Source organism: Kosakonia sp. MUSA4, from assembly GCF_013085925.1.
Taxonomy (GTDB): Bacteria; Pseudomonadota; Gammaproteobacteria; order Enterobacterales; family Enterobacteriaceae; genus Kosakonia; species Kosakonia sacchari_B.
Window position 1 is genome coordinate 2005239 of record NZ_CP025697.1, and the last position, 21121, is coordinate 2026359.

Consider the following 21121-nt stretch of genomic DNA (forward strand, 5'->3'; position numbering starts at 1 on the left):
TATTTACGGCATGGAGTGCTGTGTGCTTTATATTTTTCTGTTGCGTACGTACTGGCAAAATAGTGCATAAAATAATTTCATTTAAGCCATCATCTTTTTTTCCAGAGATAAAAGGAAATTTTACTTAAGGAGCAAAAAACGTGCAGTAATAAGGTAAGTGTATATTTATATTCCAGCATAACCATACATAGTGTAGATGTTTTTATTATTGTTGAAGCTGCAGGGATAATGTTTTAGCTGAAACTATAAATACATGAATAAGAGTTGTGGTCGGGATCATAAACCTGCTGCTACGGTGCGCCAAATACGCGCCAGATCGTTTCCCGGCGGGCTGGATTCAGCTACGCTGAAACTCTCTTACTGCGAAAGGATTGTTCTTATGAAAGGTACTGTCGTTCACCACGAACACCGCATTGGCTTTCTTGTGATTCGCGACGATAAAGGCGAGTTCGCCATCGCAGAGCTGCTGGGAAATTATGATGTTGAGATGGGAGATATCGTTTCTGGAAACCTGCACACCAACGGTAATGAGACGCTGTTTAACCAGACGCAGAATGAAGCGATGGAGGTTTCTGTGAAAGGCTATGGATTATCTGAACAGGATGCCATTAGCATGCTTCTGCGTACGCACTGAATTAATTTACTGTTTCTTATGCGATATATCTTAGTTGCGGCGAATTAATTGTAGAGAAAAAGAGTACCTGTTTTCATTTGCTGGTTGAAGCAGGGGAAGGGCAATAAAATGCGGCAGTTTCGACACCAAAACTGCCAGCGAATGTTTTTTTGAGATTGTTAAAGCGTATATCCGTCACGTGCGCACTTTATAACCTGTAAGCCGATTGTGAGCCAACGCAAATTTTTCTGTGGAAAGATTAATGAATTTGATGATTACCGATGCTGCGTTTCGTTTGATAGCCACATGCTGCTGCGGAATGTGACGCCGTAGCAGCCAGATTCATTAAACCATCTTATTGTTTGCCCGGAGTTTGAAGATTTGCACCATCGCCAGCAGGTTTTTCGCCTGCTGGTGCTTACTACAACAGGCCGGATAAATAATGTGCGCGTTATATACCGTACTGATGGTGATTCTCGCTTGCGTTGATTTTCGCCAGCAAACGAAAGGGTTTACTGTCAGCCAGCCAGTCCGGGATCTCGTCGGGCGACAGCGGGCGTGAAAAGAGATATCCCTGCGCGACATCGCAGCCATACTCTTCCAGCGTGCGTGCGGTTTCGAGATCCTCAATCCCCTCAGCCAGCACCACGTACTGCAGCTCCTTGAGCATCATAATCACGTTACGGGCGATAATCCGGCTGCCGGTATCGGTCGTTACCTGGCTGACCAGCGAGCGGTCGAGCTTGATAATGTCGATCGGAATTCGACGTAAATAGCTGATATTGCTGTAACCGGCGCCAAAGTCATCAAGCAGAATGGTAAAGCCCAATAGCTTAAGTCTGTCCAGCTCCGCCAGCGCCGGTTCGCTTTCCAGCACTTTTTCCGTCTCCAGACATTCGATACGCAGAGCGGAGGTATAAAGCCCGGCCGCGAGCACGTTGCGTTCCAGCTCGTCGGCAAAGCCCGGACGCGAGAAATCGCTCACCGTAACGTTGATCGACACCGGCAGCAAAATACCCTGCTGTTTCCAGCTTTTTAACTGTGCGATCACCGTCTTAATCACCCACTGCGTAAGGCTGCTCATCAGGGTGGTTTTTTCCGCCAGCTCCACAATGACGGCCGGGGAGATATTTCCCAGTTGTGGGTGTTTCCAGCGCAGTAACGCTTCGACACCTTCGGTTTTACCGGAGCGCAGCGAAATCTTCGGCTGATAGACCATATAGAGCTGATCCGCGGATTTGATGGCTTCACTGAGATCGTGCAGCAGTTTGAAGTCTTTATTGCGTTTGTGGTCGAGGATCGGGTTGAACAGCAACGCCGGAATATCCTGGCGAATGGATTCATGCAGGGCGCTAATTGCCTGGCGCACCGCTTCCTGCACATTGTCTTCCTGCGGGGAAAATTTAACGTAGCCCGTATGCAGCGTCAGGTTGATGTCGATATCGCCAGCCACTTTTGCCTGCGTACAGGGTAAACGTTCCGCCCGTTTTGCCAGCGTCTGCGCATAATCGATATCCACCAGCACGGCATAACGCGCGGTGGTAAAGGCGTACAGCGTGACTTCTTCTTTCAGTTTCAGGCGCAAACGCAGCAGCGAACCGAAGCTGCGCAGCAGTTTCTCCAGCGCTTCCAGGCCGAGATAGCGAGAGAGTTCGTAAGCGCGCGGCATATCGATGCAATCAAAAATCACCAGCCCGTAAGAGGTGCTCACTTTTGCATGGGTTAGCCGTTCCATCTCTTTCATCAGAAACTGGCGGTTAGGCAGGCCGGTCAGCGCATCCACCAACCCGACGGTATAGAAGGATTCAAGATACGCAGCGGCGAGGGCGGCAACGCGTAAAAAGCTGGCAACCTGGCTGGATGTGGGCTCGTAGGTTTCGGGATGGCTCGCACACAGCGTGCCCATGATCACGCCATCTTTATTTATCATTGGCGCTGAAGCATAAAAAATAATATCGCCGCTTTTTACCAGCGGCTGATGATTAAATCGACCATCAAGGCGGGTATCTGAACTAATTACCGTTTGGCCGCTATGCAGAGAATATTGGCACATGGTCTGTTCAATACGTATTTTTACGTGCTCAATCGGTATGTTTTTAACATATTTGATATATTGAAAAACATCATCGAATGTAGTGATAAAGCAGCCTTCAACGCCCATAACTTCGCACGCCAGAAGAGCAAACTCGGCCAGGGCTGCATCGCGGGATTTATCCTCCTTGCTCAGCAGCTCCAGAGTGGCCAACCGTTTGCTTTCGCTTTTTTTCAGACCAGTGAACATAGCGAGCTCCTGCCCAAATAAATGAGACCGTAGAAATCTGTTCGACGCCATCATTCGTTTGGTTGAGTTCTGCGCTGAAATAGCAATGTGTCTGGAATTACCACCAGCCCAATTGCGTTCCGGCCACGGCGACAATTGCCACAATCAGCATAATGATGGTTGTCTTTCTCACGAAAACTCCTTCACCGGCGATATTCGCCAGAAATGAATTGTATAAGAGATAGAAGAAAATCAGATTTTTCTCAAGCTATCCATGGGGGTCAATAAGCTTAATCGAGACGGGGAAAGGGTTTTTTCTTTTTATTTTTTTCACCCGATACATTACCACTCTCGCAAACGCGCGACATTACATCATGAAAACAGAACATTTGATATATCGGGGGGCGGGGGCCACTAAAGCTGGCAGGGGAAAATAAAAAAAAAGCCCCGTTGATGAAGCGGGGCAAAAACTCATTGATTACGGAATGATGTTCTCTTGGTCATGGGTGAGAACGAGACTCACTATAATGACCAAAAGTGCAGTAAGAATGGAGAAATCATGGAGATACCCCCGGCTTGAGGCTATGCTGAAGAGCGATTTCGCCCGAACCTAAGGAAAAAAATCATGCGCTATGTTTTATGGGTTTTGCCGTTTTTAGTGACCGCTTGCTCCGCAACGAAACCCGATGCGCCGCTGCCGCCGCAGATCGGTAAAGCCAATCCGGCGGCGCTGTACTGCCAGCAGAAGGGCGGGCAGCGGGTGCCGGTGCAGAGCCCGCAGGGTGTGCGCACCGAGTGCAAATTGCCGAACGGTGAGGTGATCGATGAATGGTCTCTGTGGCGTCGCGATCATCCGCAATCCGGATCGTGACAGCAGCGGGCAGCCCAGGGTAAACTTCGCTTTCGGATTAATCTCATTTTACTGTTGCGAGAGTACCAGAGAAGTATGTTTCAGCTACGAGCGGGCAGCCAGGCCTTAGTGATTGGCGCCCAGACCGCCAATGGTCGCTGCAATATTGGTAAAGCCGTTGAACTGTTCGGCCTGTGCCAGCCGGGAGAACGTTTTTTAAACCCCGTTAACGGTGTCATCACTGAAATGCCGCGCAACGTCGGCAGGGCGCTGTGGCTGGTCACCGGAAATGTCACCGCTTTCGATGGTCAGCAGGGCTTTGCTTTTATCCGGGCTGAGCATCTGATGCCGCTGCAACCCGATAGCGAACCGCAGGATCTGCGCGAGCGGGTAATCGACTAAGTCAACGAGCGCAGCCATTCAGCCAGCACGATGGCATGATTCTGCGCCCCGTTTTTCGCCGCGTATAACAGCGTAACGGTGCCCTTTTTACCCCGCGCCGCGAGCTGTTCACCTGCCGTTTTTTGCCCATCCAGCTCTTTGCGATAGGCTTCGCTGAAGCTGGCGAAATCGAGCACCTCGCCGTGAAAGGCTTTGCGCAGCTCCGTTGATGGCGCCAGCGTTTTGTTCCATTCATCAAAACGCAGATCGGTTTTTTTTACGCCGCGCGGCCAGAGCCGGTCCACCAGCACCCGGTAACCATCGTCGTCGCTGGCGGCGTCATAAACACGTTTACATTGGATCATGGCTTCTCCCTCTCTTCAACCCAGGCAATCAGTGCCGGTCATTGTTGCGCGGGTGGCTCCTGATAATTTGTCCTTGCGCAAAAGATTATTTCATTTTTCCGCGTGATACATGATCTCAATTTTAAGGTGTTGTGATTCCAGTAAAAGACAGCTAGTGTGATGTTCCTTATGTTATTCGTTATTTGCCCCGGCATAAGGACACACTCATGCATCATATCCCTCCGAAAAAAACACTGCGTATCGCACTGGTCGGCGATTACAGCCATGACATTGTTGCTCATCAGGCGATTCCGCTGGCGATTGATGACGCCGCTGCCGTACTGGAAATTACCGCTGATTACGACTGGTTACCGACCAGCGAAATTAACAGCGCCGAAGATCTGGTCGGCTACGATGCCATCTGGGTGGTGCCGGGAAGCCCTTATAAAAATGCCCGTGGCGCGTTTATCGCCATTCAGTATGCGCGAGAAAATGCCGTGCCGTTCCTCGGCACCTGCGGCGGTTTCCAGCATGCGGTGATCGAATATGCCCGTAATGTGCTGGGCTGGAGCGACGCTGCACATGCTGAAACGGAAAACGAAGGGCGGATGGTGATCTCTGCGCTGACCTGCGCGCTGGTGGATCAAACCGGTACCATCGAGCTGCGACCGAATACGCTGATTGCCCGCGCGTATGGCCGTGATGTGGTGGAAGAGGCGTACCGTTGCAGCTTTGGCGTTTCGGCAGAGTTTGCCCGCGAACTGGAGAACGGCGATCTGCGCGTGACCGGTTGGGATGAAGAGGGCGAAATCCGCGCGGTGGAACTGGTGACGCACCCGTTCTTTGTCGCCACGTTGTTCCAGCATGAACGCGCTGCGCTGGCAGGGCGACCTTCACCGCTGGTGCAGGCGATGCTGCGCGCCGCCTGCGAATAAGCCATGGACCTCTTACGCACCATCCGGTATCCGGCCGGATGGCGCGCTGTTTAGCGGGAAATAATTTCCCGATCGCGGCCTGCAAACGCGCCGCACACCGCCATTACCACTGCCAGCACGGTACATGCCAGTAACGGAAGGTGCCAGTCGCCGCTGGCATCGTGAATTTTCCCCATTAACGGCGGGCCGCAGGCTGCCAGCAGGTAACCGACCGACTGCGCCATCCCGGAGAGGGCTGCCGCCTGATGTGCGGAACTGGCGCGCAGGCCGATAAAAGTAAGGCCGAGGATCATCGTCGCGCCGGAGCCAAAACCAAAAATAATCGTCCACAGCACGGCGTGTGCTGGCAGTAACCATAATCCCAGCGAACCCACCGCGCACAGAAGCGCCACCAGCGCCGCGATGCCGCGCTGATCTTTCAGCCGGTGCAGGAAAACCGGCACCAGTAAGCCCGGCGCGGCGGTCGCCAGTTGCAAAACACCGTGCAGGGAACCGGCCTGCGCTTCACTAAACCCCTGAGTCAGCAAAATCGACGGTAACCAGCCAATAATAATGTAATAAATCAGCGAGTTGATACCGAGGAACAGCGTGACCTGCCAGGCCAGCGCCGAGCGCCAGATCCCCCGACTGTGCAGCGCACCGGAAGCGCTGATCTGCGCCGGTGCACCTCGACGCAGTTGAGGCAGCCACAGCAGCAGCGCGAGCAGCGGAAACACCATCAGCATCAGCAATGCGCCGTGCCAGCCCGCGCCGCTCTGCGCCAGCGGAACCACCAGTGCAGAGCCGAGCGCCGCAGACGTGCCCATCGTCAGGGAGTAAGCGCCGGTTAGTTTCGCCACATGCCCGGCGAAGTCACGCTTCAGCATACCCGGCAACAGCACGTTGCCGAGTGCGATACCGCAACCAATCACCGCCGTGCCAACAAACAGCAGTGCGGAGGACGGCAGGGAACGGGTGGCGATGCCAAGACAAATCAGCACCATAGCAGCAAACAGGCTGCGCTCCATGCCGAAACGGCGGGCGACACCGGCAGCCAGCGGAGAGATCAGCGCAAACGCCAGCAGCGGCAGCGTGGTAAGCATGCCGGTTTGTGCGGTACTTAAACCATATTCTGCACGAATGGCGTCGAGCAACGGTGCCGCGCCGGTAAACGTGACGCGTAACGTGGTCGCAATCATCAGGATACCGGCAATCAGCAGTACCCCTTGTTGCCCACGGGAGGAAAGGCGAGTGGTCATTGTATTCTCTTGATAAACAACAGACCGCTACGATAGCGGTTTTTTCTTCGGTTTTAATCAAGCTAAAATGACAGTTTATCGCTAAATTCGGACAACTTAATGCACGGACTCGGACTGGGCGGCTACGATCCCGATAGCCAGCAGGAAGCGGCGGTGGCTTTTCGTATCACCGTTGCGGCAGAAGAGCAGCGCATTCCTGCGCATTATCACCGCAAGGGGCAACTGATTCTGGCGCTGAAAGGGGCCATCACCTGCGAAGTTGAACATGCCCGCTGGATGGTGCCGCCGCACCATGCCATGTGGCTGCCCGGTGGGGTGTCGCACAGTAATCACGCCACTCCCAACGCGCAGCTCTGCTTTTTATTTATCGAACCCTGGTCAGTGGTGATGCCGGAGCATTGCTGTACGTTGAAGATCTCGCCGCTGGTGCGCGAGTTGATTATGGCGCTTGCCGCACGAACGCCAACGCAGCGACGCCAGCCTGCCACGCAGCGGCTGGTACAAGTGCTGTTTGATGAATTGCCGGATCAACCGCAGATGCAGTTGCAGCTTCCCGTTTCCGCACACCCGAAGATCCGCCAGATGGTCGATCATATGGAGTCCAGCCCGGCTGAGCGACAAACGCTGGCGCAGTGGGCGCAGGTGTTCGCCATGAGCGAGCGTAACCTGGCGCGGCTGGTGGTTCGGGAGACAGGCTTAAGTTTTCGCCGCTGGCGACATCAGATGCAGTTGATCCTCGCCCTGCAACGGCTGATTAGCGGCCAGTCCGTACAGCAAGCCGCTCAGACGCTGGGGTACGACTCAACCACGGCATTTATTACCATGTTCAAAAAAGGGCTGGGTCAGACGCCGGGGCGTTATCTGGCTGCACTCGGCGCAGAGTAATATTTTCTGCTCTCTATTCCCTTGCGTTTATAAGGTCTTAGTGGGTTTGTTCTGTGGAGTGATGACGGATAAGAGATTTATATGGTGCATCTGTTTTTAATAATATTTTCAGATAATCAATGCACTTTTTGATATTTGTCTGATGAATGGGGTTATGTGACTTTAGCGCTGAAATCACCACAATAACAGGGCATAAGGATAAGCATGGCAACCTCATTACACACAAAAATCACCGCGCTTAGCGCGCTGACACTCCTTTCCGCACTCTCATTTTCTGCGCATGCCGACAAACTGGCGGATATCAAAGCCGCTGGCGTCGTCAAAGTGGCGACCTTCGATGCCAACCCGCCGTTTGGCGCGATTGACCCGAAATCGCACGATATTGTCGGTTATGACGTCGATTTTGCCAAAGCGCTGGCGAAAAGCCTCGGGGTAAAACTGGAGCTGGTCGCGACCAATCCGGCGAACCGCATTCCGCTGTTGCAATCCGGCAAGGTGGATCTGATTGTTGCGGATATCACCATCACCCCGGAACGTGCGCAGGTGATTGACTTCTCCACGCCGTACTTTGTTACCGGCCAGCAGTTCCTCGTACCGGCAACGGCTGCCGATAAACTGGAGGCCTACAGCAAAGCACGCATCGGCGCAGTGAAAGGCACCACCGGCGAACAGACGCTGCATCAGCGCTTCCCGCAATCCCGCGTGCTGGCCTATGACGATATCCCACTGGCGCTGACCGCGCTGCGTAATGGCAACGTGCAGGCGATTACGCAGGACAGCACCATTCTGGCCGGGTTACTGGCGGAAGCGCCGGACAAAGCCAAATTCAAAATCCTGCCGGATCTGCTGTCGAAAGAGGAGATTGGCGTCGGGGTGGGGAAAGGTGAAACCGCGCTGCTGAAAGCGGTGAATGATGAACTGGTGAACCTTGAGAAGAGCGGCGACGCGGCAAAAATCTACGATACCTGGTTCGGCCCGCAAACCAAAACTCCGGCTCCACGCAGCTTTAAAATAGAAGCGAAGTAATATGCTGTCAGGTCTGTTTTCCGCCTCTGTGGCTCCTGCCACGGAGGTGTTTCCCGTGCAAAAAGGAACGGTGACATTTCGCGGCGTCACGAAACGCTATGGCGATAATGTGGTGCTGAATGGCATTGATTTACAGGTCGCCGCTGGCGAAGTGCTGGCGGTGTGCGGTCCCTCTGGCTCCGGCAAATCCACCCTGATCCGCCTGATCAACCAGCTTGAAACCCTGAGCAGCGGCGAGATTGAGGTTGATGGCCAACCTACCAGCACATTCTCCGGGCGCGCGCTGCGTGAATTGCGTCGCCATGTCGGTTTCGTCTTTCAGCAATTCAACCTCTATGCACACCTCAACGCGCTGGACAATATCACGCTGGCGCTGCGGCACATTCACGGTAAAAGTGCCGGCGACGCGCAGGCTATCGCGCTGGCGCTACTGGCGCGAGTGGGGTTGCAGGATAAAGCGCATCACTTTCCCTCACAGCTTTCTGGCGGCCAGCAGCAGCGGGTGGCGATTGCCCGCACGCTGGCGGCCGATCCGCATATCATTCTGTTTGATGAACCGACCTCGGCGCTGGATCCGGAGATGATTGGCGAAGTGTTGCAGGTGATGAAATCGCTGGCGCACAGCGGCATCACGCTGATTGTCGTCACCCACGAGATGCAGTTTGCCCGTGAAATCGCCGATCGGGTGATCTTTATCGACGGCGGCGAGATCCTGGAACAGGCGGCGCCGGCGCAGTTCTTCTCCGCGCCGCAACACCCGCGCGCGCAGCGTTTCCTGCAAAAAGTGCTCAACCCACTGCACGCAGATAACAAGGAGTTGTGATGGCGCTGCATCTCGACTGGGCGGGCGTGCTGACCGGGCAGCCCGCGCAATGGATCGTCTCCGGTTTTCTCACCACCATTTGGGTCACCCTCGCCGGTATGCTGCTGGCGACGGCGCTGACGGTGCTGCTGCTGGCGCTGCGGTTGACCGGCGGCAAAGCAGGGCGCGCAGTGGTGGCGGTGTGGGTTTCGCTATTTCGCAACACGCCTTTGCTGGTGCAGTTGCTGTTCTGGTATTTCGCCGCCTGGAACCTGTTACCGCTGAGTTTTCGCCAGTACGTTAATGACGACCATGCATTCAGCATTCTGCCAGGAAATGTCTGGTGGTTTACCCCGGAATTTCTCTCCTCCGCCTGGGCGTTAGGGCTGTTTACCGCTGCATTTCTGGTGGAAGAGATTCAGGCCGGGCTGCACGCAGTACCGCGCGGGCAAATTGAAGCGGCCGAGTCGCAAGGGTTCAGCCCGCTGGCGCTGTTTCGCTGGGTACTGTTGCCGCAGGGCTTGCGCAATGCCTGGCAACCGGTGGTGGGGCAATATCTCAACCTGATGAAACTCTCCTCGCTGGCCACCGGGATTGGCCTTGGTGAGCTGACCTACCAGACGCGGCAGATCGAAAGTTACAACGCGCATGCGCTGGAAGCGTTTGCCATTGGTAGCGTGCTCTATCTACTGCTGGGGCTGGTGATGAGCGTGCTGTTTAATGTGTCGCAAAGCTGGCGGATTTTACGCCGCGCGGCGGGAGGTCAGCATGATCGCTAACGTTACTGTTATCACCGATAACCTCGATTATCTGTTGTGGGGACGAGCGGCCCAGGGCGAACCCGGCGGGGTAGTGCTCTCGCTGCTGATGACTTTTGGCGCGGCGGCGCTGGCCTTTCCCGGCGGCGTGCTGCTGGCCTGTTGCGCCTGGCACTTTCGCGGCTGGCCGCGCAGGGTGCTATTCCTATGGGCGGAGATTATCCGCGGCATTCCGCTGATCTTTGTGATTTTCTGGCTGTGGTTTTTACTGCCGTGGCTGACGGGAACCGATCTGCCCGGCGCGGTGACCGTGACGCTGGCGCTGGCGTGGTTTACCTCGGCATCGGTAATGTATTCGACGCTGGCGGCGTTGGGCGCGTTGCCGGACGGCCAGTACGAAGCGGCGCTGAGCAGCGGTTTTAGCAGCGTGCAAACCCTGCGGCTGGTGCTGCTGCCGCAGGCGTTACGCAACGCGCTGCCCTCATTCGTGGGGTTGCTGGTCGCGCTGCTGAAGGACACCTCGCTGGCATTTATCGTCAACGTGCCGGAGCTGACCACCGTGGCCGGGCAGGTGAATAACCGCGTGCAGGTCTACCCTGCGGCGCTGTTTATCTTTACCGGTCTGGTCTACTACCTGCTGTGCAGCGCGCTGGAGTTTGCCGTCAAACGCCACCAGCGTCGTTATTCACTGCCGGCCAATTAGCAGCGACACCAGCCCGGCAGCAATCAGTGGTCCGACCGGAACGCCCCGGAACAGGGCCACGCCCAGCACGGTGCCGACCAGCAGGCCTGCCACCAGCGATGGCTGCGTACTCATTAATGTCACGCCGCGCCCGCCGAGCCACGAGACGAAGATACCCACCGCAATGGCCACCAGCGACTTCCAGTTGACGAAGGAGTGCAGCAGGGTGGACGGCGGCAGCGAGCCGCTGGCAATCGGCGCCATCACGCCAATCGTCAGAATAATAATCCCTACCGTCAGTCCCTGTTTTTCTATCCACGGGAAGAAGGTGTTCAGCGGCGTAATGCGGACAATAATCAGCACCAGAATGGAGACGGCGACGGTGGTGTTGTGGCTGACAAATCCCAGCGCGGCGAGCGCGAGCAAAATAAACAGCGTGCTATCAAACATGCAGAGGTTCCTTGCCAAAAAAAGAAGCCTGTTCACTCTACGCATAAACGGATGATGAGGCAGGCTTTTTTCTTTCGCACGGCTAATTTCGGGCAGTTGCCAGAGCGCGTGGCGATTTTTTTACGTAAATCCTGTCAATCTGTCATGAATCAGTCATGTTCGGTGCTTATGAATAGCGCATCGACGGGTGAAATTTCAGGCAACTGCGAGCCGCCATCATGCCATCAGATATCTATATTCTTACCGCACTGTTTACGACGCTGGCCGTTGGGCTGGTGATTTGCGTGTTAATACTGGAACGCTCGGAGTGGTAACCGGCCCATTACGCGGACAGACGGCGGAAATCGACAATCTCCGGCTGCGCAATGCGCAGATAGTCCTGGGTATCCATAATCACTGATTTTTCCAGCAGACCGGCGTTGAAGGCGATATCGTCAAAGCGCTGAAACAGCACCGGGTCGGCCACCAGGTGCAGATCCGGATGAAAGCTAAACGGCGGAATCGCGCCGAAGACGCAGGCGGTGAGTTCCTCCACTTCCAGCGGACTGGCCAGCGAGGCTTTCAGCCCACCAAAATGGAGCGCCAGGCGGCTGAGATCGGCTTGCAGATCGGCGGCAAGGATCGCCAGCACATGCTTTTTCACGCCGTTCCCTTTAATTTTGCACACCAGCGCTTTGGCGCCCTGGCCCAGGGCGGTGCCACGAATTTCACTGACCGCTTCGCATTTACCGACGGCGTCGTGCTCGACGACCTGAAAACGCGCTTGTTGCTGTGCAAGCAGCGTCAACAGATGCTGGTGGACGTCGCGGCTGGCAATTTCAGACATGATCTCTCCCGATAACAAACAGTAAAAGTGAAAGCATAATCCACCCGCCGGACGATGAGAATAAAAAAGCCGCCCCGAAGGGCGGCGAAAAAATACAAGCACTACAAACAACGCTTTGTGTGTACTGTTTATTTTTTTTGCAAAAGGTAGCTGTTTTCAAAGCCCGGAACGCTACCAATAACGTCGAATCCGTTAAAGAAGCCGCCTGCGCGCAGCAGGTCAACTGCGGGTCCGACTTCCGGAGAGTAAATGAAGTCACGATAATCATCGAACACAATAAATCCACCGCTGACCACGGTTGGCGCATACAGCAGGAAATCGGTAAGAACATGCTCTTTCAGGTGGCCGCCGTCAATATGCAGCAGAATGGTTTTCGGCTCCAGCGCCATTACCCGTTCAATACAGTGTTGTGAATAACCGCGTATCAGCGTGACTTGCGGGAAAATATGCTCGTGGTAGAAACCCAGCTCCAGAGGCTGGTTCGTCAATTCCATCGGGTCGATACTGATAATGCGGCGATTACCCTGACAGAGGGCATTCATAAAGGCGCTGGATTTGCCCTTCCAGACGCCGATTTCAATAATGTCGCCAGCGGCATTGGCATTATTCACCAACCAGCAAAGATAACCGAGCAGCTTAACGTGATCGTGAAAAGAGAGTTCCCGGCGCGGCATCGCTTTTTCAGCGGGCAGGATGGCCTGCGCTTGCACGAAGGCTTCTCCCAGATCGTCCCAGACGGTATCAATAATCCCTTTAATTTCAGGGTTCTGTATAAATACTTTTAAGTCCTCAAGGTCGATCATACGCTCGGTTCCTGTCAATTTGTCTTTCGCGACGAAAGAGAACGCCACGATTTGTCGTGCGTAAAATGTGCCACATTTCTTTGCTTACAAGGGGGGAAATAGCCGCGCTTTTGTAGGGCAATTCGTGGATTAGCCCGGAGCGAGCAGAATAGATGGGATTGCGGGAAAGGAGCGCCTGAAGAAAATCAGCCAGCCGGGCGGCCCTGACTGGCTGATGTGTGTGGTTAATTACCTGATGCTGCCGTTTGCTTGTGAAACAGTTCGCGGAAGACCGGGTAGATATCTTCCTGATCGCGGATATGCTGGATGGCGAAGTTATCGAACATCGTTTGCAGATGTTCATACTCGCGCCACAGCGTCTGGTGCGCCCGGCGGGTGATCTCTATGTAGCTGTAGTAACGCACCACTGGCAGGATTTTCTTCGCCAGAATTTCGTGACACAGCGGTGAGTCGTCCGCCCAGTTATCGCCGTCCGACGCCTGCGCGGCATAGATATTCCACTGCGCCGGGTCGTAACGCTCTTTGACCACTTCATCCATCAGTTTCAGGGCGCTGGAAACGATAGTGCCGCCCGTTTCCTGCGAGTAGAAGAACTCATGCTCATCCACTTCTTTTGCCTGCGTATGATGGCGGATATAAACCACTTCCACGTTTTTATAGGTCCGGCTCAGGAACAGATAGAGCAGGATGTAAAAACGTTTGGCCATATCTTTGGTGGCCTGATCCATTGAACCGGAGACGTCCATCAGGCAAAACATCACCGCCTGACTGGAAGGTTCCGGGCGTTTTTCGTAGTTTTTGTAGCGTAAATCAAAGGTGTCGATAAAGGGCACACGCTCGATTTTTGCGCGCAGTTCCGCAATCTCTTTACGTAAACGCTCCTCTTCAAGTAACTGTGCCGGTTCGCTTTTCTCCACCGTTTCGAGACTGCTTTCCAGTTCGCGCAATTCACGGCGTTTCCCGGCCGTCATCGCCGTTCGACGGGCGAGTGAATTTTGCAGCGATCGCACGACGCTGATGTTCGCCGGTACACCGTTGGCGGTGTAGCCAGCGCGGTGCGTTTTAAATTCATTAAGCTGCCGTTGCTGGTTTTGTTTCAGGTTCGGCAGCGCCAGATCCTCAAACAGCAGATCGAGGTACTCATCTTTGGAAATCTGGAAGACGAATTCATCCTGGCCTTCGCCGTCAGGGCTGGCTTCACCCTGGCCGCTACCGGAACCGCCACCGCCGCCTTGCGGGCGTTCGATACGGTCGTTCTGCACAAAATGATCGTTTCCCGGATGCACGCGATGACGTAAGCCGCCGCGCCCCTGATGAAACATCGGTTCGCTGATATCTTCCGTTGGGATGGAGACAGACTCGCCGTTCTCCACGTCGGTCACCGAGCGTTTGTTAATGGCTTCGGAAATCGACTGTTTTATTTGTGCTTTATAACGGCGTAAAAATCGCTGGCGGTTAACCGTGCTTTTGTTTTTGCCGTTCAGACGTCGGTCAATGAACCAGGTCATTAGTGCCTCCCGCTGCGTATGCCAACTTTGCAACAGGCCGCGCGCAGGGCACGGCCTGATTGTCGTTATGATGATTTACGAACACGCAGATACCATTCGCAGAGCAGGCGAACCTGCTTGCGGGTGTAGCCTTTTTCCATCATACGATCGACAAAGTCGTCATGCTTTTTCTGCTCGTCGGTTGAGGTTTTGGCATTAAACGAAATGACCGGCAAAAGCTCTTCGGTATTCGAGAACATTTTCTTCTCGATGACCGTGCGCAGTTTTTCGTAACTGGTCCAGTTCGGGTTGCGGCCGTTGTTGTTGGCGCGGGCGCGCAGCACAAAATTGACGATTTCGTTACGGAAGTCTTTCGGGTTGCTGATCCCGGCCGGTTTCTCGATTTTTTCCAGTTCCGCGTTCAGGGATTCACGGTCAAACAACTGGCCGGTATCCGGGTCGCGATACTCCTGATCCTGGATCCAGAAATCCGCATAGGTGACATAACGGTCGAAAATGTTCTGCCCATATTCGGAGTAGGATTCCAGGTACGCGGTCTGGATCTCTTTGCCAATAAACTCGGCGTATTTCGGGATCAGATAGCCTTTCAGGAACTCCAGGTAACGCTCTGCCAGCTCTTGCGGGAACTGCTCGCGCTCAATTTGCTGCTCCAGTACGTAGAACAGATGCACCGGGTTGGCCGCCACTTCCACATGATCAAAGTTAAACACGCGGGAGAGGATCTTAAAGGCGAAACGCGTCGACAGGCCGTTCATCCCTTCATCGACACCGGCGTAATCGCGGTACTCCTGGTATGATTTGGCTTTCGGATCGGTGTCTTTCAGGCTTTCACCGTCGTAGACCCGCATTTTCGAGTAGATGCTCGAGTTTTCCGGCTCTTTCAGACGCGACAGGATCGAGAAACGCGCCAGTGTTTCCAGCGTGCCCGGCGCGCATGGCGCATGGGACAGCTCACTGTGATTGAGCAGTTTTTCGTAAATTTTCATCTCTTCCGAGATGCGCAGGCAATAAGGCACCTTGACGATGTAGACACGGTCAAGGAACGCTTCATTGTTTTTGTTGTTACGGAACTGCACCCATTCCGATTCGTTCGAGTGGGCGAGAATAATGCCGTTAAATGGCAGGGCGGAGATGCCTTCCGTACCGTTATAGTTCCCCTCCTGCGTGGCGGTCAGCAGTGGGTGCAGCACCTTGATCGGCGCTTTGAACATTTCGACGAATTCCATGACCCCCTGGTTTGCCCGGCACAGCGCGCCGGAATAACCGTAAGCATCCGGATCGTTTTGCGCGTGGTTTTCCAGCTTGCGGATATCCACTTTACCCACCAGCGCGGAGATGTCCTGGTTGTTTTCATCACCCGGTTCGGTTTTGGCGATGGCGATCTGTTCCAGAATCGACGGCCACACTTTGACCACGCGGAATTTGCTGATGTCACCGCCGAATTCGTGCAGACGTTTGGCTGCCCACGGCGACATAATGGTGCCGAGATAGCGACGCGGAACACTGTACTCTTTCTCGAGGATCTGCGCATCTTCCTGCGGGTTAAACAGGCACAGAGGATGGTCGTTTACCGGGCTGCGTTCGCCATTGGCGCTCAGCACGTAAATCGGCACCCGCTGCATTAAGGATTTCAGCCGTTCAGCCAGTGACGATTTCCCGCCGCCTACCGGACCGAGTAAATAGAGAATCTGTTTCTTCTCTTCCAGACCCTGAGCGGCATGTTTGAGGTACGAGACAATCTGTTCGATTGCCTCTTCCATGCCATAAAATTCTTCAAATGCCGGGTAGCGTCCAATGACCCGGTTAGAAAAGAGACGGGAAAGCCGTGGCTCCTGGGCGGTGTCTACCATCACAGGTTCACCTATAGCCATCAGCAGCCTTTCAGCGGCGTTAGCATAGGCGCTGCGATCTTGCTTACAGATAGCAAGAAACTCCTGCAGAGTGAACTCTTCGTCCTTGGCAGCTTCATAACGCTGGCGATAGTGATCGAATATATTCATGGCATGCCGTCCTTTCGTAATCTGTGGGAACATTACAGCTATCAGTTTTTCCACTTTTAGCGTCGCAAACCAACGGGATAAAAAATCTGCTCCGTCCTATCTGTTATGAGCGTGTATCCGTCTTTGATCAAGTTATCGCTGGCGAAGATTCTGATGGCTGAAGGGCGTTTTTTACCCATCATTTAGATTAAATATCTGTTTAATTTGATTTATACAGATTTTTTATGATTGATAGAGGATTTTTGCGTTGGAAAATGCCAACATTTCGCATCGGGGGAATGTTGGTAAATTTTTACAGGATGTGCGGAATCGCAAGTAAAGAAAAAGTGACGCCGTCATGGTCACTTCGTCGCAGTGCAAAGACAAGCGACAATATTAACTACGTGAACTGTGTTAAAGGGTGATGACAGAGGGCGGTTCTTTCGTTGTGAAGACGAAAAAAAGCTCCGGGCGATAACGCCAGGAGCCTTTGAATGCCATAACGCCCGTGTGATTAGCCGCGGTGCTCTTCAACGTAACGCGCTAAATCGGCGGGCGTTTTCAGCACGCTGGCGACTTCCGTCGGCGGGATCATGCAGCCGTAAACGTCCTGCACTTCCAGAACCATATCTACCGCGAGAATAGAGTCGAGAATATCGGACTCGATCAGCTCATCATGAAAGCCCACTTTGCGGGACAGAATCTTTTCAAACAGCGCGAGAATTTCTTGTTCCATTGTCTTTTCCTGTGTAATCAGTGGCTGCGGGCGTGGCTGTCCAGCAGTTTACGGTCGATTTTACCGTTAGGGTTCAACGGCAAAGCGTCCTGGATAATGATTTGCGACGGCACCATGTACGAGGGCACCACCTGTGAAAGCGAATGTTTGATGGCGTCAGGCGCCAGTTTCGTTACGCAGAACGCTGCGATACGCAGCACGCCGCCGCCCGTTTTCATCAACGGCAATACGACCGCCTCGCGAATGCCGGACATGGCCAGCAGGCGGTTTTCAATCTCGTTGATTTCAATACGGTAGCCGTTGAGTTTGATCTGGCTGTCGTTGCGTCCCTGGCAGTAAAGAAGCCCGTTTTCATAGCCGAGATCGCCCGTTTTATAACCGCGCCAGGTTTCGCCTTCCCGGCGCAGCAATTTTTCTGCATTCTCCTGCGGCAGGCCGAGATAGCCGCGCATCACGTTTTTGCCCCAGATTATCAGCTCACCCTCGGCTGTAATCTCCATTCTGGACTCCGGCATCATGGTGCCGATTGGCAGCATGTCGTTCTCGCTATTTACTATTTCATCGGTGATTTCAACCACGGTGGTGGCGATAGTCGCTTCGGTCGGGCCATAGGAGTTGAGGATTTTGGCGTGCGGAAAACGGCGGCGCAACTGTTTTACCAGCGCTTTGTTGAGCACCTCGCCGATGAATATAAACACGCCAAGCGTAGGCAAAAAGTCGCTATTGAACTGCGGCGAGAGCAATTTCTGGTAGGCGAAAGAGGGGGTGGAAACCCAGACCGAGACAGCATTATTTTTCAGCCGGGTGAGCCAGTCTTCTGCCGCAATATCCTCTTTGGCGTTCAGCACAATGTGGCCGCCTGTTGCCAGATTCGCCAGCAAGGGAATCAGCGAGAGATCGAAACTGAACAGGGCGTGGTTCATCAGCACCGGCACTTGCGGCAACGCGAAATCCTGGCTTACCCACTGCATAAAATGCCACACGCTTTCACGCCCGATCTGCACGCCCTTCGGTTTGCCGGTACTACCCGAAGTAAACATAATATAGGCAAGGTCTGGCTCCGCCAGCGGCTGGCCGGTTTCACCGGTTGGCACAAACTGACGGGTCGCTACGTCGTAGTAGTGCGGCGCGCTGGCGAGGTGGCAAATCTCCTTCAACCTTTCCTGAGGGTAGATGCAGTCCACCGGAATATAGGGAATGTTGTGGAGCAGGCAGCTATAGATTGCCACCGCGAATTCCGCCTGCTGGTGGCCATATAACACCACCGGCGTTCCTGCCGGGGGCTGGCAACGCTGATAGCGCTGTAACCACTCTGTTACCGCCACAGAGAGTTGCTGCCAGGTTAATGTTTCATCGCTGCCGCTGACCGCTAACTGATGCGGGCGGGCGGGATCGAGTAATGCTGCACGCAGGAAATCCTGGAGCGCCTGGAGATCAGAGTGAAGATTCATAGGGGAGACATTCCGCTAAAAATGTAAAGGGATACCGCAGCGCTTGCGAGCGTTAACAGGCGTCCCAAAAAGAGCATCACGGGGTATTGCAACCAACGGTTCAGTGCCGGGCTGCGCTTTGCTGACCATTGCAACATATTGTGTGCAACTGAAATGGCGCCAAACAGCGCGCCGCTAATGACATAGTGCCGTTCGAGCCCGTTCCATGCCCCCATACAAAACAGCGTGCAGAAAATACCGATATTCTGCGCCAGCGTCTTGTTCTGACGGAAAAAGTCGAGCTTCATTAAATTCATATAAATCGGCATAAAGACCACATCGCGTAACCATTCAGACAGGCTGATATGGAAACGGCGCCAGAAATCCTGTGGATTTTTCGCCAGAATGGGCATATTGAAATTTGCCGGAATATTAAGCCCAAACAAGCGCGCGGCGCCGATCGCCATATTGCTGTAACCGGCAAAATCAAAATAGAGATAGGCGCTATAGGCCAACGACATAACAATGCCAACGCTTAAGGTAAACGGGCGATGGTTCCACGTCTGAATGACCAGGTTATCGATCAGCATGGCAAATAAGAATTTCTGGATAATGCCGGTAAAAATGCGTTCTGCGGCAATGAGAAATTGCTCACGTGTTAACGTAAATACGGGTTTATTAATATCTGTGATCCATGTCCGCCAGCGGTACATCGGGCCGGCCAGAATAATAAACGGCATAAACAGGTAACAGAAGTAATGCAAAATATTATTGCCATCTTTTTTGCTGCGGTAGAGCAGAACATCAATGGCGCGGAAGGTCATAAAAGATAAGCCAATCATTCCCCAGTGATTATTTAAATGCAATTTCACCGCGAACAACGGCAGCAGGGTTAAACTTACCGCTTGCCAGGTTTTTAACCAGCCTTTCTCTTTTAAAGTCACGAGAATGTAGAAGCTGAGAAATACTGCAACGGGCACAATGTAATCGCCCTGAAATATATATCCCCAGCCGAATGCCGCCAGCACGGAAAAAGCGGATAAATACGTTAACCGGTAATGCAATACACGGTTAACCAGCGCAAACAGCAACGCCGAAGAAAAGAGAAAGAAAAAAAAGGTTCCGGAGCTGTACATCATTCATTCCTCAGAACTTTTGATATTCAAAGTGCACTTTTAAATTCATGCTTTCATCAACAGAGGACCACGCGATAATGGTGACCGCCAGTAAGAGGTAAAGGAAAAACAGGCGAATAGCGTATTTCATCATTTAAAACTCTCAACAATAAAGCGGTCCATCGGGACCCATGCGAGGTCGGTAGGATGCAGACGATCCCAGTTCCAGCCGTTCTGATAGGGCATGGAATACATATCAAGATACGGGATCTGATTTTCTTTCAGGATGGCTGTCGTCTGTGTTACCGCAGGCTGCACCAGTTCAGGGTTTTGCACCGCACGCCGGTTAATCGCATCGATAATGACCACCACCTGGACGTGGCGCTCTTTCAGCAACTGGATCATGGCGCGAAACGCTTTCATTTGTTCGGCTTCAACCGGTGAGTCGTCCCACACTTCCGGTTTTTCGCCCGGTTCATAGACAGTTTTATCCATCCATAAGGTGTCGGCGCTTTCCTGACGCGCCTCGTTCAGTTTGCGGGCATGAGCCAGTTCGCGATCCCAGTCCGGCGTGATGGCAACGGCAGGTTGCACCGGCCAGGGCCGCGCAGGTGAAGGGACAATGTGCAGCATCGCCAGCCAGTCGTTTTTTATCAGTGTGCAGAAGTTGGCAAACTCGTAACTGACTTCTTGCCAGATATTGTCCAGATCCCAGCCAGAGATTTTCATTTGTTCAAACGTTAAATGGCTGGTTTCCTTTTTATCTATTTTACGTAAGTAGTTGACCAAAAATGGGCGTGTCTGTTCATCCTGCATTAATGGATTAAATACGGGGGCCGGGAAATTATTCGCGAAAATAGTGGGAGGCACGCCAGTAGAATAAAAGCTGTCGGGGGCCAGAAGTAAAACCACTTTGCTGTTTGCGTTAAGGGAATTTTTAAAGCGTGACAGCAAAAGAAAATGGGTGATGCTGTCATCAAAACTGTCGCCAAATGCAACTACATTGCGATGTAAATCATTATTCAGATAATTATATACAGCGTAAGGTTCATCTTCAGAAGTGGCTACCTCCGATGCGCCAATGAAAAAAATCGCATTGCCCTGTAAGGCATGCGAAATAGTCGCTATTTTTTCCGCCTGTTCTTTTGTCGTTCCGTCCATCGATTCAATCAACGGCTGGAATTTAAGCGGCGGGGTATAGCTGTTCATCAGCGGATGAATACAAAGGAACAGGACGGCAAGAAGTGCCATCAGGAAATGTAGGCAAAAAGTATTTTTGATTTTCATTATAAACGTGAAGTTGCTTGATGTTCTTATGTTTCAAAATTGTTGTTTTTTAACGTCACAGACAAAGGAAACTTTGTTTCCGCGACACTATATACCAGCCACAGGGGAATGATGAGTATTGCCGTGTAACAGTATGTACAGTGCGTCATTTATCACCAGCCATTTCAAAAAAGGCACAGCGCAGTTTTGCTGAGCAGGGCGCGCCAGCTTTTT

The 21121-nt window shown here is 53.1% G+C and carries 21 protein-coding genes; 9 read left to right on the forward strand and 12 right to left on the reverse strand.

Going from position 1 to position 21121, the window contains the following annotated elements:
- The first annotated feature begins 379 nt into the window (after positions 1 to 379).
- The gene (locus tag C0557_RS09450) at positions 380 to 634 is read left to right on the forward strand and encodes a hypothetical protein (protein ID WP_007374566.1); all 255 of its coding nucleotides are present in this window, start codon (positions 380 to 382) and stop codon (positions 632 to 634) included.
- A 430-nt stretch (positions 635 to 1064) separates the two neighbouring features.
- On the opposite strand, the gene C0557_RS09455 is transcribed toward C0557_RS09450, so the two are convergent.
- Positions 1065 to 2894, reverse strand: coding sequence for a sensor domain-containing phosphodiesterase (locus tag C0557_RS09455; protein WP_208658259.1), 1830 nt, complete (start codon positions 2892 to 2894; stop codon positions 1065 to 1067).
- A gap of 604 nt (positions 2895 to 3498) precedes the next feature.
- Here C0557_RS09455 and C0557_RS09460 point away from each other — a divergent pair.
- Complete coding sequence (locus C0557_RS09460) at positions 3499 to 3744, forward strand: DUF333 domain-containing protein (protein ID WP_208658260.1); 246 nt, start codon at positions 3499 to 3501, stop codon at positions 3742 to 3744.
- A gap of 75 nt (positions 3745 to 3819) precedes the next feature.
- Positions 3820 to 4125 carry a hypothetical protein gene (locus tag C0557_RS09465; protein WP_064567099.1) on the forward strand — a complete coding sequence of 102 codons (306 nt, stop codon included), beginning with the start codon at positions 3820 to 3822 and terminating at the stop codon, positions 4123 to 4125.
- Here the strand turns inward: C0557_RS09465 and C0557_RS09470 are convergent.
- Positions 4122 to 4469 carry a DUF488 domain-containing protein gene (locus C0557_RS09470; RefSeq protein ID WP_208658261.1) on the reverse strand — a complete coding sequence of 116 codons (348 nt, stop codon included), beginning with the start codon at positions 4467 to 4469 and terminating at the stop codon, positions 4122 to 4124. The two genes, C0557_RS09465 and C0557_RS09470, sit on opposite strands and share 4 nt — an antisense overlap.
- A 206-nt stretch (positions 4470 to 4675) precedes the next feature.
- On the opposite strand from C0557_RS09470, the gene C0557_RS09475 reads away from it, so the two are divergent.
- Positions 4676 to 5383, forward strand: coding sequence for a CTP synthase (locus C0557_RS09475; protein ID WP_074778091.1), 708 nt, complete (start codon positions 4676 to 4678; stop codon positions 5381 to 5383).
- Positions 5384 to 5433: 50 nt separating this feature from the next.
- Here C0557_RS09475 and C0557_RS09480 read toward each other — a convergent pair whose 3' ends face one another.
- Positions 5434 to 6621: a CynX/NimT family MFS transporter gene (locus C0557_RS09480; protein WP_208658262.1), complete on the reverse strand. Its 1188-nt coding sequence runs from the start codon at positions 6619 to 6621 to the stop codon at positions 5434 to 5436.
- Positions 6622 to 6720: 99 nt separating this feature from the next.
- Here C0557_RS09480 and C0557_RS09485 point away from each other — a divergent pair, with 99 nt between their 5' ends.
- The 5 genes from C0557_RS09485 (at position 6721) to C0557_RS09505 (ending at position 10795) form a co-directional block, all read left to right on the forward strand.
- On the forward strand, positions 6721 to 7506 hold the full coding sequence (locus C0557_RS09485) for a helix-turn-helix domain-containing protein (protein WP_208658263.1): 786 nt from the start codon (positions 6721 to 6723) through the stop codon (positions 7504 to 7506).
- A gap of 204 nt (positions 7507 to 7710) precedes the next feature.
- A complete protein-coding gene (locus C0557_RS09490) occupies positions 7711 to 8532 on the forward strand; it encodes an ABC transporter substrate-binding protein (protein ID WP_208658264.1) in 822 nt (273 codons plus the stop codon).
- Between the two features lies 1 nt (position 8533).
- Positions 8534 to 9355: an amino acid ABC transporter ATP-binding protein gene (locus C0557_RS09495; protein ID WP_208658265.1), complete on the forward strand. Its 822-nt coding sequence runs from the start codon at positions 8534 to 8536 to the stop codon at positions 9353 to 9355.
- A complete protein-coding gene (locus C0557_RS09500) occupies positions 9355 to 10113 on the forward strand; it encodes an amino acid ABC transporter permease (RefSeq protein ID WP_208658266.1) in 759 nt (252 codons plus the stop codon). Before C0557_RS09495 ends, C0557_RS09500 begins: the two co-directional genes overlap by 1 nt.
- A complete protein-coding gene (locus C0557_RS09505; RefSeq protein WP_208658267.1) occupies positions 10103 to 10795 on the forward strand; it encodes an amino acid ABC transporter permease in 693 nt (230 codons plus the stop codon). Before C0557_RS09500 ends, C0557_RS09505 begins: the two co-directional genes overlap by 11 nt.
- Here the strand turns inward: C0557_RS09505 and C0557_RS09510 are convergent.
- The 9 genes from C0557_RS09510 to C0557_RS09550 all read right to left on the reverse strand — a co-directional run bounded on the left by C0557_RS09510 (position 10778) and on the right by C0557_RS09550 (position 20908).
- A complete protein-coding gene (locus tag C0557_RS09510; protein WP_007374583.1) occupies positions 10778 to 11224 on the reverse strand; it encodes a DUF441 domain-containing protein in 447 nt (148 codons plus the stop codon). The genes C0557_RS09505 and C0557_RS09510 overlap by 18 nt on opposite strands.
- Before the next feature lie 322 nt (positions 11225 to 11546).
- Positions 11547 to 12050: a YbaK/prolyl-tRNA synthetase associated domain-containing protein gene (locus C0557_RS09515; protein WP_208658268.1), complete on the reverse strand. Its 504-nt coding sequence runs from the start codon at positions 12048 to 12050 to the stop codon at positions 11547 to 11549.
- 128 nt (positions 12051 to 12178) lie between these two features.
- Complete coding sequence (locus C0557_RS09520; protein ID WP_208658269.1) at positions 12179 to 12853, reverse strand: class I SAM-dependent methyltransferase; 675 nt, start codon at positions 12851 to 12853, stop codon at positions 12179 to 12181.
- A 224-nt stretch (positions 12854 to 13077) separates the two neighbouring features.
- Entirely contained in the window at positions 13078 to 14361 is a 1284-nt protein-coding gene (locus C0557_RS09525; protein ID WP_208658270.1) for a YeaH/YhbH family protein, read from the reverse strand.
- Positions 14362 to 14426: 65 nt separating this feature from the next.
- Positions 14427 to 16361 (reverse strand): protein kinase YeaG, encoded by a 1935-nt coding sequence (yeaG, locus tag C0557_RS09530; protein WP_074778114.1) that lies wholly within the window; start codon positions 16359 to 16361, stop codon positions 14427 to 14429.
- A gap of 493 nt (positions 16362 to 16854) precedes the next feature.
- A complete protein-coding gene (locus C0557_RS09535) occupies positions 16855 to 17076 on the reverse strand; it encodes an acyl carrier protein (protein ID WP_035886147.1) in 222 nt (73 codons plus the stop codon).
- A gap of 17 nt (positions 17077 to 17093) precedes the next feature.
- Positions 17094 to 18527, reverse strand: coding sequence for an AMP-binding protein (locus tag C0557_RS09540; protein WP_208658271.1), 1434 nt, complete (start codon positions 18525 to 18527; stop codon positions 17094 to 17096).
- Entirely contained in the window at positions 18524 to 19642 is a 1119-nt protein-coding gene (locus tag C0557_RS09545; RefSeq protein ID WP_208662872.1) for an MBOAT family O-acyltransferase, read from the reverse strand. The genes C0557_RS09540 and C0557_RS09545 overlap by 4 nt, the downstream gene beginning before the upstream one ends.
- Positions 19643 to 19771: 129 nt before the next feature.
- Positions 19772 to 20908, reverse strand: a complete 1137-nt coding sequence (locus tag C0557_RS09550; protein ID WP_208658272.1) for a D-alanyl-lipoteichoic acid biosynthesis protein DltD — start codon at positions 20906 to 20908, stop codon at positions 19772 to 19774.
- Positions 20909 to 21121: the final 213 nt, after the last annotated feature.

What these genes read in the sequence shown, in the direction of transcription:
- C0557_RS09450 (WP_007374566.1), top strand. Translation starts at nt 380, where the DNA reads ATGAAAGGTACTGTCGTTCACCACGAACACCGCATTGGCTTTCTTGTG.
- C0557_RS09455 (WP_208658259.1), bottom strand. Translation starts at nt 2,894, where the DNA reads ATGTTCACTGGTCTGAAAAAAAGCGAAAGCAAACGGTTGGCCACTCTG.
- C0557_RS09460 (WP_208658260.1), top strand. Translation starts at nt 3,499, where the DNA reads ATGCGCTATGTTTTATGGGTTTTGCCGTTTTTAGTGACCGCTTGCTCC.
- C0557_RS09465 (WP_064567099.1), top strand. Translation starts at nt 3,820, where the DNA reads ATGTTTCAGCTACGAGCGGGCAGCCAGGCCTTAGTGATTGGCGCCCAG.
- C0557_RS09470 (WP_208658261.1), bottom strand. Translation starts at nt 4,469, where the DNA reads ATGATCCAATGTAAACGTGTTTATGACGCCGCCAGCGACGACGATGGT.
- C0557_RS09475 (WP_074778091.1), top strand. Translation starts at nt 4,676, where the DNA reads ATGCATCATATCCCTCCGAAAAAAACACTGCGTATCGCACTGGTCGGC.
- C0557_RS09480 (WP_208658262.1), bottom strand. Translation starts at nt 6,621, where the DNA reads ATGACCACTCGCCTTTCCTCCCGTGGGCAACAAGGGGTACTGCTGATT.
- C0557_RS09485 (WP_208658263.1), top strand. Translation starts at nt 6,721, where the DNA reads ATGCACGGACTCGGACTGGGCGGCTACGATCCCGATAGCCAGCAGGAA.
- C0557_RS09490 (WP_208658264.1), top strand. Translation starts at nt 7,711, where the DNA reads ATGGCAACCTCATTACACACAAAAATCACCGCGCTTAGCGCGCTGACA.
- C0557_RS09495 (WP_208658265.1), top strand. Translation starts at nt 8,534, where the DNA reads ATGCTGTCAGGTCTGTTTTCCGCCTCTGTGGCTCCTGCCACGGAGGTG.
- C0557_RS09500 (WP_208658266.1), top strand. Translation starts at nt 9,355, where the DNA reads ATGGCGCTGCATCTCGACTGGGCGGGCGTGCTGACCGGGCAGCCCGCG.
- C0557_RS09505 (WP_208658267.1), top strand. Translation starts at nt 10,103, where the DNA reads ATGATCGCTAACGTTACTGTTATCACCGATAACCTCGATTATCTGTTG.
- C0557_RS09510 (WP_007374583.1), bottom strand. Translation starts at nt 11,224, where the DNA reads ATGTTTGATAGCACGCTGTTTATTTTGCTCGCGCTCGCCGCGCTGGGA.
- C0557_RS09515 (WP_208658268.1), bottom strand. Translation starts at nt 12,050, where the DNA reads ATGTCTGAAATTGCCAGCCGCGACGTCCACCAGCATCTGTTGACGCTG.
- C0557_RS09520 (WP_208658269.1), bottom strand. Translation starts at nt 12,853, where the DNA reads ATGATCGACCTTGAGGACTTAAAAGTATTTATACAGAACCCTGAAATT.
- C0557_RS09525 (WP_208658270.1), bottom strand. Translation starts at nt 14,361, where the DNA reads ATGACCTGGTTCATTGACCGACGTCTGAACGGCAAAAACAAAAGCACG.
- yeaG (WP_074778114.1), bottom strand. Translation starts at nt 16,361, where the DNA reads ATGAATATATTCGATCACTATCGCCAGCGTTATGAAGCTGCCAAGGAC.
- C0557_RS09535 (WP_035886147.1), bottom strand. Translation starts at nt 17,076, where the DNA reads ATGGAACAAGAAATTCTCGCGCTGTTTGAAAAGATTCTGTCCCGCAAA.
- C0557_RS09540 (WP_208658271.1), bottom strand. Translation starts at nt 18,527, where the DNA reads ATGAATCTTCACTCTGATCTCCAGGCGCTCCAGGATTTCCTGCGTGCA.
- C0557_RS09545 (WP_208662872.1), bottom strand. Translation starts at nt 19,642, where the DNA reads ATGTACAGCTCCGGAACCTTTTTTTTCTTTCTCTTTTCTTCGGCGTTG.
- C0557_RS09550 (WP_208658272.1), bottom strand. Translation starts at nt 20,908, where the DNA reads ATGAAAATCAAAAATACTTTTTGCCTACATTTCCTGATGGCACTTCTT.